This is a genomic window from Acidobacteriota bacterium (genome assembly GCA_029861955.1).
In the GTDB taxonomy this organism is placed as follows: Bacteria; Acidobacteriota; Polarisedimenticolia; order Polarisedimenticolales; family Polarisedimenticolaceae; genus JAOTYK01.
The window spans coordinates 1-12,241 of record JAOTYK010000056.1 but is presented as its reverse complement, the minus strand read 5'-3'; the positions used below and the strand labels follow the sequence as shown (position 1 = coordinate 12,241).

Sequence of the window (12,241 nt, the reverse complement as noted above, 5' to 3'; positions counted from 1 at the left end):
CTGTAGAAGTCGAAGTCGGCCTAGGCGAACTCGCTGGACAGATAGGGCGAGGTCGCGTTGATCACGTTCCAACGCAGATACGATTTCCAGATGTCGAGGGAGGTGTCCTCAAGCGCCAGGTTCATCTCCGCGAAGAACTTCGGATGCGCGTAGGAGAAACTCTCGATCTGGCCGATCCCCATATGATCGAAGTACCCACTCCATGAGAAGTTCGGCGTCTCGGCATCGGCGTAGCCCACCGTCTGGATGTTGTAGAAGTTGGCGGGGTTTCGCAGCTCGACGTTGGTCAGCGATGCCTTCGCCAGACGGGTCTCGAGAGCGAGGATGTCGGCGGCGGCCGTGTCGGCGACCTCCGGTGTGTCGCCCAACAACTGAAGCATCCGCGACACATGAGTCTGATACTGACTCTTGAGCGTCAACGACTCCTCGTCGTCACGGGTGTAGTAGTCACGATCGGGAAGACCGATGCCACCCTGCGTCGCGTAGGCGATGTACTGCTCGCTGTTCATCAGGTCCTGGAAGATCCCAAGACCGAACAGGAATCCCGCCCCCTCGGCGTGGGCGCGTCGAATGACCTCGATCAGCTGATCGATGCTCTCGGCGTTGGCGATCTCGGCCAGATCGGCCTCGATCGGAGCCAGCCCATCGGCCTCCAGCTTGTCGGTATCCATACCGACGGTCCAGAAGTCGCCGGCCCTCTGTTTGTTGGTGCCGGTCTCGGCGTGGGCCGCGGCGGCCTCGTCGAGGATCTCCCGGAGCAGGGTGTAGTTCCGCTCACGCATCGTATCGCTGATGCCCCAGGAGCTCTGTTCCGGTGGAATCGGATTGCTGGCAAGCCACGTTCCGTTTGCGTACTGGAAGAAGTCGTCGCAGGGTTCGACCGTCTCGTCGAAGTTGGCGCGATCCAGTTGGCTGATGTTGACCTCGGTGCTCGTATCCTGCGCACAGCCTGCGGCCGCCAGGAGCAACACCATCAGAAATAAAATCCGTCGAGTCATCAATGAGTCCTCCGCCGGAGAAGCGCCGGCTCGCGGGAGGAGTCTACCTTTCACGGCGTTTCCCATCCACGGTAGGATCGCGGCACGCGGCAGGGATGCAGCAACGACCCAAAAGTGCGGCTGATATAGCGCTAAACAGCTATGATCCCGGAATGGACGACCTGACCGAACAGCAGACCGACGAGTTGCGGCAGCGGCTCGAGGCGCTGAGGACGGAACTCCAGGCGATGCTCCATTCGACTCGCGAGGGCACGCGTCCCGTCGCGCTGGACGAGCCCATCGGTCGATTGACGCGGATGGACGCGATGCAGCAACAGAGTATGTCGAAGGCCACACGACAACAGACCGACCTTCGACTCCGTCAAGTCGAACAGGCTCTAGGTCTGGCGGAGCGTGGCGAGTACGGACTCTGTCGGCGCTGCGAGGATCCGATCGGGTATCCTCGTCTGTCAGCTCGGCCGGAATCGCCGTATTGTCTCGACTGTCAGGACGCGGCCGATCGCAAACACTCCTGAGGGACAGGCACTCTTAATAATGATGACGGCCTCCCAGGCCCTGGAGCGCGCCCGTGAGAGCGGCATCATCCATCGACATCTCAAACCCGTCGACTCGGAGTAGACTGACAGATTCATGAGCGACGACACCCCCACCGAAGGGCTACCCGAACCCGGCGGCCCCACACGGCGACCGGCGGTCCCACCGGTAATCGGCAACTACCGTCCGATCCGCCGTCTGGGTGAGGGCGGCTTCGGCGAGGTCTGGCTTGCCAAGCAGGAAAAACCGGTTGCCCGCAAGGTCGCGCTGAAACTGATCAAACCGGGAATGAACACCCGCCAGGTGATCGCCCGCTTCGAGTCCGAGCGTCAGGCCCTGGCGCTGATGGATCATCCCTATATCGCTCAGGTCTTCGAGGCCGGCGAGACGGAGACCGGCCGACCGTACTTCGTGATGGAGTATGTCAAGGGTCTGTCGGTCACCCAGTACTGCGACAAACACAAGCTCACGACCCGTGAACGGCTGAATCTATTCATCGAGATCTGTCGTGGCGTCCAACACGCCCATCAGAAGGCGATCATCCATCGGGACATCAAGCCCAGCAACGTGATGATTGTCGAGCACGATGACAAGCCGATCCCGAAGATCATCGACTTCGGCATCGCCAAGGCGACCTCGCAGGAACTCACCGATCAGACGCTGTTCACCCAGGAGGGTCATGTCGTCGGGACACCGGCCTACATGAGCCCCGAGCAGGCGGACGACACGACCGGGGATATCGACACCCGTAGCGATGTCTACTCGTTGGGTGTGCTGCTCTACGAATTGCTGGTCGGTGCCCTGCCGTTCCAGAATACCGAGCTGGCCCGCGCCGGTGCCGATGAGATCCGTCGACGGATTCGTGAGGAAGATCCACCACGTCCCAGCACACGCATCTCCAGTCTCGGTAATATCACGCAGACCACCGCGTCCAACCGCAAGACCGACCCACCGTCTCTGGCCCGTCACCTTCGTGGGGATCTTGACTGGATCATCATGAAGGCGTTGGAGAAGGAGCGTGCCCGACGCTACGGCTCGCCCAACGAGTTCGCCGCCGATATCGAACGGCATCTCACCGATGAGGCGGTGCTGGCCGGTCCGCCGGACGCAGGTTATCGACTGAGTAAATTCGTGCGTCGTCATCGCATGATGGTCGCGGCCGCCGCCGTCGTGATCGTTGCCCTCGTTGCCGGCCTGGGTCTGGCTCTGTGGGGCCTGGCACGAGCTAATCAGGCCGAAGAGCTGGCCCGTCAGGACGAGGCGTCGGCGCGTCACGTAGCCGAGTTCATGGTCGACCTGTTCGAAGCGCCGGATCCGACGCAAGCCCGGGGTCGCGAGGTGACCGCCCGCGAGGTCCTCGATCGTGGGGTTGAGAAGATCCAGGGAGGTCTCGACGAGCAACCACGGACCCGAGCGATGCTGATGGAGACCATGGGGCGGGTCTACCGAGTGATGGGTCTTTACGATCAGGCCGCACCCCTTCTAGAAGAGGCGGTCGAGATTCACGACACCGCTGACGGCGAAGAGCTTGCAACTGCACTCTTCGAGTTGGGCACGGTTCGCCTGTGGCAGGGGAATCTCGAACAGGCGGAGACATTGTCCCGTCGCTCCCTCGCCCTGCGCGAGGGAAGTCTCGGTGTCGATCATCCCGACGTCGCCGACGTTCTCAACACGCTCGGCAACACGATGCAGCATCAGGGCCGACTCGACGAAGCCCAGGAGGCCCATCTCCGTGCACTGACCATTCGAGAGAAGGCGTTCGGTCTAGACGGCATCCAGCTCGGACAGTCGATCCACAACCTGGCCACCCTCCATCACGAACGGGGTGACTACTCACACGCCGAGGCCCTGTACCGACGTGCCGCCGAGTTGGAAAAGAACGCCCACGGCCCGGACAATCACAACTACGCCAGCAGCATCCACACGCTGGCGATTGTTCTTCAGAGCCAGGGTCGCTACGACGAGGCGATCGAGGTCGAGTTGCAGTCCCTCGACATCCGTCAACGGGTTCTGGGTAACGACCACCCTCACGTCTCGTTCAGCCTGACGACCCTCGGCAACCTCTACCGGGCGGTCGATCGGAGCGCAGAGGCAGAGCCCCTATTCCGGCGGGCGATTGAGATCGGCGACAACTCCTGGGGGCCGATGTATCCCGAGGTGCGCTGGATGCGGCGTAGCCTTGCGTCGGCCTTGTTGGAGCAGGACCGGATGACGGAGGCCCGAGAGATCCTCGATTGGCTGCTGGACCGCAGTGAAGCGGAGGAAAGAGAAGAGATTCTTCCCCCCACACTGAACGCGCTGGGCACGCTGTATGCGAAACAGAATCAGCTGTCGGAGGCAGAGGCATCGTTCCGGCGGGCGCTCGAGATCGACGAGCGGATCGAGGGTAGCGACAGTCCCTACCTGGCGGCGGCCCTCGAGGGTTTGGCTGGTGTCCATCGGGACGGAGGAAAGCCGAACGCGGCGCTAAAGCTCTACGAACGCGCAATTGCAGTTCTCGAACCGTCGGTTCCTGACGAAGATCCCGATCTCATTCGCATCCGCAGCGCCTACAACGCCTGCCGGGAGAGTGTCGGCGAGCCGTCCTGATCGACGAGCAGCTCGGCGGAAAATTTATCGACGACGACGAGACCCTCGGTCGGCCGGGAAGGCAGATGGGTGGGGCGATTCGCTGGATCCGTTGATCCCGGCAGTCCTGAAACTCCCCGACACGAACCCTAAAACGACTTGAGATTTGTAGGTTCAAAATTCTATAGTCGAGATCCGTCCATAATCAGGGAGATCTCATGCAACTTCGCAAACGGTTGATCCACCTACTTGCGCTGACCGTATTGGGCACGGGCGTCGCGTTAGGTACCCCCACCTTGAACGTCAGTCCGACCACCATCACCACGACCGAGGCCGGAACCGTTGAATTGGCCGTCGGCAGCGTGGTCGGGTCTCAGGTCTATCTCCGTCTCTACAACGACGCCAACGGTAACGGGGTCATCGACGCCCCGGCCGACAACATGATCTGGGCCGATGTGGTCGCCGACAACGTGGACGACTGGTCTCCCGGCATGTTCTCCGACACCAACATCGCCGTGGGGGCGGTCACGATCGATGCCCGTCTGTTCACGCCGCTGACCTTCCCCTACAGCGCGGGAAGTTTCATCTGGGAGGCCGAGGACACCAACGACTCGTCGACCCAGACCGCGACGTTTACCATCACCCAGGCGGCCCAGACCCAGTCGGTGGCCGGCCGGGCTCGGGACTCCGGCACGATGCTTGGCGTCCCCGGAGCTTTCGTCCTCTTACTACCGCTCTGCGAGGTCGGCGACGAGACCCATCGGGTCTACTCTGCCTTCGCCGACGAGAATGGCGACTATCTGGTTCAGGTTCCCGCCGCGGTTGCCTGTCGCGACCGTGTGGTCGTCGCTCTGCGACCGGGATACATGACGCCCTTCCTCGGGCAGCCCAATCCGTTCATGGACGGCACCAGTCAGCACGTCGCCCAGGATCCGACGATGACTCCCGGCGATTGGGTCGCGTCCGGCAAGATCGAATACTCGTCAGGACCCGCATCGGGCTCCGGTATTCCCGGGACGCTGGTCGCCGCCGATTTCAACGACGGTCTTCCGATGTTGTCGGTGGGCTTCACCGATGAGAATGGCGACTACAGCCTCTCCGTCATCGACGGTGAGTGGGCAGTTGAGTCTCCGGAGGACGGCATCGATACGCGAGGGGCCGTCTCCCTCGAGGACAGCACCAGCTTCATGGTCAGCGGCGGACCGGCGGCGATCAGCTTACTGACGCTGCCGGCGGCCAACAGTTTCTTCCAGGGGACGCTCTATGACGATATGGGTGTGCCGGTCCCCGGTCATCCGCTGTTCGCCGATCGGCAGTTTCCCTGCGATCCCGAGTGCTACAGCAGTCAGACCTACACCCGGGCCGACGGGACCTACACGCTGGGCGCCGTCGGTCCGACGGGACCTGCCACGTACGACTACAGCGTGGGCCTCGACGATCCGCTGACGGGCCTTGTCGGCCAGGTGCTGGAGTGCGAGACCATCAGCGATGGCGACACGCTGGGCGGCCGGGATATCGATCATCTGACTCCCACCCGTTTCATCACCGGAACGGTCGAAGATACCGCGGACAATCTGTTGACCGGTGCCTGCCTCTACGGCCGGGCGTTCGATACCTGTGTCAGCTACGTCAGCGCCGCCGTGACAACCTGCGACGGCAGTTACTCGTTGCCGGTGATCGACAATGATTGGTTCGTCGAGACAGAGACCGACGACTTCACCGCGTTCTACAAAGGGCTGTCACCGGAATCGGTTTCACGTTTCCTCACCGTCGCCGGCGCCGATGTGGACGACGTGAACTTCATCGTCGGGCCGTGGCGTTCGCTTCCGCGGATCACCGGATGGGATTCCGACGATACGACGGTGGGCTCTCACATCCTGTTGTTCGCCTACGGATTCTCCCTGGGTTCCGCCCCTCAGGTCTTCTTCGACGCCGTGCCGGCCACGGTGGTCGCCTACAGCACGACCCGTGGCGGTATCGTCGTCCAGGTTCCCGGCGGTCTGACACCCGGCACCTACGACGTCACGGTCGTCAACACCGACCTTGGCGAAACCAGTCCACCGGCTTGCATCGAAGTCGCGGCCGGAACCTTCACACCGGTCTGCACACTGAACGGCAAGACCACCGATATGGGTGGAAACCTTGCTGATGTGATCGTCGTGGCGGATAACGGCGGTTCGTTCATTCGCGGTGTGGTGACCGACGGCAACGGCGACTGGTCCATGTCGCTCGACGCCGCCGGCATCTACGAGGTCGATCTCCTGCCGCCTCCGGGATCCGGTGTGGTCGACGGCTACTACGATCTGACCTGCGGCGTGACGCAGAATCACTTCTTCGACGCAGGCTTCGAGATCTCGGGGCAGGTGATCAGCCAGAGCGGGGAGGGCGTCTCAGGTGCCGGCGTCGGCGCCGCCGACGGATTCGATTTCTACGATACGTTTACGATCACCGACGAAGATGGATTCTTCTCGCTGATTGTCTGGGCCGGAACCTACGACGTCGGCTTCGACGCTCCATCGGAAAGTCACTTCACCGGCGCCAACGGGGTTCAACTGACGGTCGGCGCTCCTGCACAGATGGGTCAGATCGTCATGGACCAAGGTTCCCTGTTCACGGGGCGCGTCGTGGATGGCGACGACAACGGAATCCTTGCGGAGGTGTCCGTCTTCCGTCAGGACAACATGATGCAGGTCGACGCTGTCGGCACCGAGAGTTGCGAAGGACGATTCAACTTTGCCCTTCCCGATGCCAGCTACGGTCTGGACATCCTGGATGTGACGGGTGTGGGTGTACAGGACGCCCGTGTGAGCTGGATCAATCTGAATGGCGATCAGTCGGCCGACTTCGACTTTGCGCTGTTTGACCCGTCATCGCTGGCGCCGGCGACCACCGCGCCGGAGATCACCTGGATCGATCCATCGCCTAGCCTCCAACAGGGACAGCCGGTCATCCTGAGCTCCGGCAACCTCGGTGGAGCCGTCGTCGATGTCCTGTTCAGTGACGGTGTCGGCGGATTCGTCAATGGCACCTCCACGGCCGTCGATGCGTCTCGTGGCCGGGTCGCGACCAAGGTCCCTGCCGGAACCGCCAGCGGACAGATGAAACTCCGAGTGGACGGCATGGACAGTCGGCTTGTTCCGTACACGTTGCTTCCGGGACTGTTCTCCGCCGGTGGACTGACCGTCGGCGGATCGGTCTCGGGCACCGGCACCGGCAACTCGTTTGTCATCGTCTCGTGGAAGGATCTCAGTGCCGACTGCGACGACGACGACGGCATCGTCGTCGATTACGGATTCGCCGACGGTGGCGGTAACTACGGTCCCCTCAGTCATCCCGGTGGCGAGATCGAGGTGGCGTTCCTACCGCCGGACGGCACGATACTGGTGTCTGCGTCGGAGTTCCGTTCCGGAGTTATCGGGAACATCACTGTCGACACAACGTTAGTCAACGGTCTGGCGGTCACCGCCAGGATTCTCGACGACGGAATGAACCCGGTGAAGGACGCTCGCTTGTACTACGAGGGCGATGGTCCCGGTAACTACGATGAGAAGCTCACCGACGCCAACGGCGACGTGACCCTGCACATGTCGGCAGGGGACTGGTTCTTCGGTGTGATCCCGCCGGCCCGCAGCCGCCTGCTGGAGGCGGAGTTCCAGCAAATGATCGCCGGACCGTTCAATTTCGGTGACCAGCAGATGACACGGGGCGTCCTGACCAGTTCGGCTATCCAGAAGGATTTCGACGGCAGCCCACTGGCGGGTGAGCCGGCAGAGGCCAACGGCATCTTCGATCCGTTCCCGTTTTATGCCGAGACCTTTTCCGGGCTCGATGGACGATTCCGTATGCCGGTCGAGGCGGGTGTGCTCTATCGCGCCCGGGTGGAGGTCACCGACGACACGTTGGCAGACCGTCGGTACGGCCGAACGTCCAACGTCGCATATGACGATATCGCGTACCCGGCGCTCAAGTCGGGACCCGCGGGGGCGATCGGCGGACTCGTTAGAGGCGCCGACACGATGACACCTCTGGAGGATATCTCCGTCGCGGCGTACTACGAAGATCCCATGAACCCGGGGAGCCCTTCGATCTTCACCAGTGGTTTCGCCTCGACCTGTGTCGACGGCACCTATCAGATCAAGGTCGACGAGGGTCCGCATCTTGTCGAGTTCAACGACTTCAACTCAGGCAACTATGTCTCCGAGTGGTACGACGACGAGGTGTGTGTCGATAACGCCGCAATCGTCGTCGTTACCGAGGGCAACACGACCACCGTCGATGCGGATGTTCAGTTGGCGGGAACGATCACCGGCATCGTCCGCGACAGCGGGGTTCCGATCGCAGGCGCGACGATCTGCGCGACGTCTGTGATGGTCGACGCGTGCTACCAGGCCTGCACACCGCCAACAGACGGCAGCGGGATGTACTCGCTATCCGTCCCGCCGGCGACGGACTACGTCGTTTCGGCCTTCGAGCCGATGCTTGGCACCCAGTGCTACAACGGTTTCGAGTCCTGCTCCGGCTCCAACCCGGTCTCCGTCACCGCAGGCATGACCACGCCGGACATCGACTTCAGCTTCGGTTGTAGCTTCGACGACGACGATATGGACGGTGTCGACGAATGCTCGGGTGACTGCGACGACTCCGATCCCGATAACTACCCCGGCAACACCGAGGTCTGCGACGGGCAGGACAACGACTGCGATCTGGACGTCGACGACGACGACGCGGGAGTGACCGGTCAACCCCTCTGGTACCAGGATCTTGACGCAGACGGCGCCGGTGATCCAGGGGTATCGCTCGCTGCATGTGCCATGCCGGTCGTGTACGTCTCCAGCAACGATGACTGCGATCCTGCGGACGGCACGATCTACCCCGGCGCACCGGAGGTAAACGACGGCATCGACAACAACTGTGACGGCGACGACGGCTTCGGATTGATCGACGAGATCAGCGGCATGGCCGGCTTCTTCAACCTGGGCGATCTCAATGAGTTCTCATGGCCGGCACAAAGCGGCGCTTCGATGTACAAGGTGGCTCGTTCCACCAGCGGCGACTTCATTGATCCCAGCGTGACGTTCACCACAGTGCAGAACTGGTGGAGCGATCCCACCTCGCCGGCGGTCGGTCAGGTTCTGTACTACGTCGTTCGCTCGATTGCCCCCAACGACGGCAGTTGGGGCAATGAGTCCTCCGGGACGGAACGTGATGTCAACGTGCTGCCCAACGGCGATCTGGAGGATTGGTCCGGAGCGTCCAACCTGTCGATCTGGGAGGAGGTGTCTGTCGGTGGCACGTTTGCCCAGGAGACCGATCCTGCTCATATCTCTCGTGGCGGCCGTGCCGCGCGTCTGACCCGAACCGGTGCCGGTGGCATCATCCTGTTCCAGCGGAACCTCCCGCTGACACCGGGACAGGACTACACTTTATCGTTCAAGGCGAAGTTCTCGGCCATCGAGGCCAACGCCGTCGAGGCGCGACTGGTGAACATCACCGCCGGTCAAGACCTGCAGTTGAACGGCACCTGGGCTCCCCCGGTGACGTTCCGCAACTTCGCGCTGGACACCAACTATCAGACGATCTCGATCCCGTTCACCGTCGATGCCGGTTTCGCGCCGACCGACGAGCTGCGGGTCATCCTTCGTCACAACAACGGCACCGCCATCGGCACGATGCTTTGGTTGGATGATGTTCGAATTGAGGAGTAATGAGATGCATCGAAGCAAACTGAAAAACGTGGCCTTGTCCCTGCTGGTGATCTTCGCGGTCGGCGCATCGGTCCAGGCAGCGGAGTACTACAACAAGTTTCCCAAGAACGACGAAAGACGCGGCGAGCCCGAGGAGGGGCACGCGTTGGTCTACGTCTTCCGCCCGGCGGTGGTCGCAGCAGCGGTAAAAACCTGGGCCTTCGTCGACGACGACCTGATCATGGTCTCCAAACCCAAAGCGTATTCTTTCGCACAGGTGCCCGCCGGCAAACGGTTGTTCTGGACAAAGTCCGAGAACACGTCAGCCCTGGAGATGGATGTCGTCGCAGGCGAGACCTACTACTTCAAGGTCGCGATCAAGGCGGGCTTCAACAAGGCCCGGGCAAAGATCGTCCAGGTCGACGCCGAAGAGGCGAAGAAGTTCTTCGACAAGTGTGGTTACGTCGAACCGTCAGACGAGGGTCTGGCCCGCGCCGTCGAGATCGCCGCCAACCGGAAAGATCGAGCGGTCAACAAGGCGGCGGAGCGCAAGAAAAAAAACTGATTCGACGTCGCCTGGTTACGGCATGCCCATCGTCTGTCGTTTGTAACCGGAGGGCGGTTCAAACGCGTCGGGGTCCATGTCACGCTCGGTGACGGATTCCAGGACGGTTTCGCTCTGCAACTCGCCGCCTTCGAAGGCTCGGGTGACCACGGGGAAACCGTTAAGCTCGTTCATGTGGGCAAAGACGTTGTCATCGGCGGGGCCGTCGGCCATGTTGGGCAACGCCTCCCTGAATTCGTTGAAGAACGAGGCCATGGTCTCGAACGTCTCGACCATCTCGTCGGCGCCCTTGACGTTGCTCCAGTTGGTGACCCACAGCTCCTGGGTCTTGGCGCCGTCGCGCCAGACTTCGTACTTCACACAGGGGTAGCCGTTCTTGGTCGCCTTCTCGCCGGTCTTCTTTAATTCGTTGGCCGGTTTCTTGGCCTTTGTCCCTACCCCCGGCATGTTTTTCTCCATCATCTGTTTCATCATCTCGCGCTGGTCTTCGGGCACATTCTTGAGGGCCTCTTCCATCTGGGCCATCGCCGCGTTCACCTGAGTCGAGATCTGTCCCATCGTCGCCTTGTCGATGACGTAGTAGCCCTGGGAGTCATGATCGATGACGACCATCTCTTTTCGGTCGCCGTCAAAGATGACGTCGCCCTGGGTGTTCGGCCCCGCCATGGCGACCCCCATCTTCAGCTTGTGGCCGAGAGCGGCCATCTCGATGCTCTCGGGTCCCGGGCTGCCGTCGTGGTTGGTGACCTTGACCTGGTAGACGACCGCAGAGAGGGCGGGGGAGATGGCGAGCGCGAGGAACAGCAGGCAGGCAAAGAGACGCTTCGGATTCATGGATGGACTCCTTGGATGAGAACGCGAAATCGGTTGTGGAATGGTATCAGGATCCGGGGGTTTTCGGCCGCGCTATACTTCGGGGGCTGCGGTCTATTAATGATAGTCGGGCCCATAGCTCAGTCGGTTAGAGCGGCGGACTCATAATCCGTTGGTCCCTGGTTCGAGTCCAGGTGGGCCCACCAAGTGCACCAAACGGGGACAGATCTATTTTTCGAACAAATAAATCTGTCCCGGTTGTCCTCAATCATGGTGTGCTGCTGCAGTCGCCACCACCGGCGGTGCCGATCTCGGCGTCGCGTTCTTCGGGCAATGCGGGACCCGGGACATTGTCGTAGGTGCCCGCCGGCAGCCCCCCATCATCACCACGGATCAAGTAGTAGTACGAACTCCCCGCCGGCGGATCGGTCCCGTTGATCATGCTCGTCCCCGAGTGATCGTCCCAGCCGCACACAGCGTCGCCCACGGAACCATTGAGACGCAGCGCAGACAGATCACCCCAGACGATGTCGTAACTCGTCGCCGAGGCCGCGGCGTCCCATTGCATCTCCTCTTTGTCCATGAAACGCAACCCTGAGATCGCCTCGCAGGGGTGCGGCGGCGGATCGACGGCCGATTCGATGGCCAGGTAGTTGACCATGATCTGGTCGGTGGTCGTGTTGCCTTGCGTGCGATCGGTGTCCCTCAGGCGGACATAGACCGTCCCGCTGAGCGTCGCCGGCAACGGAACCGTCGCGGAGAAATAGCCGTACGCGGTCGCCGTCGCGACCGTCGTGAAGTTCACGTTGTCGGTCGAGTACTGGAACTCGAAGTCGTCACCATCCGTGCTCGTGTAACGAAAGGCCTCGACACGGAACGTCACGGCCGGACCCGGCGCGACGTCGAAGTCCCAGCGATGGTCGAGCTGGCTGCGCTGACCCTGGACGACCTCGTAGAGCACCTCGTAGTTGCCGTCGATCGAAAACGTCCGCGTATAGTCCCCGCTGATCGAGCCCTGGACCGCGATATCGGACAGGGCCAGCGCCTTGACCGGGCACATCGAATCGACCTGGATGTAG

The 12,241-nt window shown here is 61.8% G+C and carries 7 protein-coding genes and 1 tRNA gene; 5 read left to right on the top strand and 3 right to left on the bottom strand.

Going from position 1 to position 12,241, the window contains the following annotated elements:
* Positions 1–20: 20 nt before the first annotated feature.
* Complete coding sequence (locus tag OES25_16570; protein MDH3629254.1) at positions 21–998, bottom strand: M13 family metallopeptidase; 978 nt, start codon at positions 996–998, stop codon at positions 21–23.
* 152 nt (positions 999–1,150) lie between these two features.
* On the opposite strand from OES25_16570, the gene OES25_16565 reads away from it, so the two are divergent.
* The 4 genes from OES25_16565 to OES25_16550 all read left to right on the top strand — a co-directional run bounded on the left by OES25_16565 (position 1,151) and on the right by OES25_16550 (position 10,349).
* A complete protein-coding gene (locus tag OES25_16565) occupies positions 1,151–1,513 on the top strand; it encodes a TraR/DksA family transcriptional regulator (GenBank protein MDH3629253.1) in 363 nt (120 codons plus the stop codon).
* Positions 1,514–1,628: 115 nt separating this feature from the next.
* On the top strand, positions 1,629–4,121 hold the full coding sequence (locus tag OES25_16560; GenBank protein ID MDH3629252.1) for a serine/threonine-protein kinase: 2,493 nt from the start codon (positions 1,629–1,631) through the stop codon (positions 4,119–4,121).
* Between the two features lie 197 nt (positions 4,122–4,318).
* Positions 4,319–9,805 (top strand): MopE-related protein, encoded by a 5,487-nt coding sequence (locus OES25_16555; GenBank protein MDH3629251.1) that lies wholly within the window; start codon positions 4,319–4,321, stop codon positions 9,803–9,805.
* A 4-nt stretch (positions 9,806–9,809) separates the two neighbouring features.
* Positions 9,810–10,349: a DUF2846 domain-containing protein gene (locus tag OES25_16550; protein MDH3629250.1), complete on the top strand. Its 540-nt coding sequence runs from the start codon at positions 9,810–9,812 to the stop codon at positions 10,347–10,349.
* Positions 10,350–10,364: 15 nt separating this feature from the next.
* Here OES25_16550 and OES25_16545 read toward each other — a convergent pair whose 3' ends face one another.
* Positions 10,365–11,183, bottom strand: a complete 819-nt coding sequence (locus tag OES25_16545; GenBank protein MDH3629249.1) for a DUF4412 domain-containing protein — start codon at positions 11,181–11,183, stop codon at positions 10,365–10,367.
* A 108-nt stretch (positions 11,184–11,291) separates the two neighbouring features.
* On the opposite strand from OES25_16545, the gene OES25_16540 reads away from it, so the two are divergent.
* Positions 11,292–11,368 (top strand) — tRNA-Ile (locus OES25_16540).
* Positions 11,369–11,430: 62 nt separating this feature from the next.
* On the opposite strand, the gene OES25_16535 is transcribed toward OES25_16540, so the two are convergent.
* Positions 11,431–12,241: discoidin domain-containing protein (locus OES25_16535; protein MDH3629248.1), on the bottom strand; the 811-nt coding region annotated here is incomplete at its 5' end.

Excerpts from the sequence above, each read along its gene's own strand:
- OES25_16570 (MDH3629254.1), bottom strand. The coding sequence starts at position 998 with ATGACTCGACGGATTTTATTTCTGATGGTGTTGCTCCTGGCGGCCGCA.
- OES25_16565 (MDH3629253.1), top strand. The coding sequence starts at position 1,151 with ATGGACGACCTGACCGAACAGCAGACCGACGAGTTGCGGCAGCGGCTC.
- OES25_16560 (MDH3629252.1), top strand. The coding sequence starts at position 1,629 with ATGAGCGACGACACCCCCACCGAAGGGCTACCCGAACCCGGCGGCCCC.
- OES25_16555 (MDH3629251.1), top strand. The coding sequence starts at position 4,319 with ATGCAACTTCGCAAACGGTTGATCCACCTACTTGCGCTGACCGTATTG.
- OES25_16550 (MDH3629250.1), top strand. The coding sequence starts at position 9,810 with ATGCATCGAAGCAAACTGAAAAACGTGGCCTTGTCCCTGCTGGTGATC.
- OES25_16545 (MDH3629249.1), bottom strand. The coding sequence starts at position 11,183 with ATGAATCCGAAGCGTCTCTTTGCCTGCCTGCTGTTCCTCGCGCTCGCC.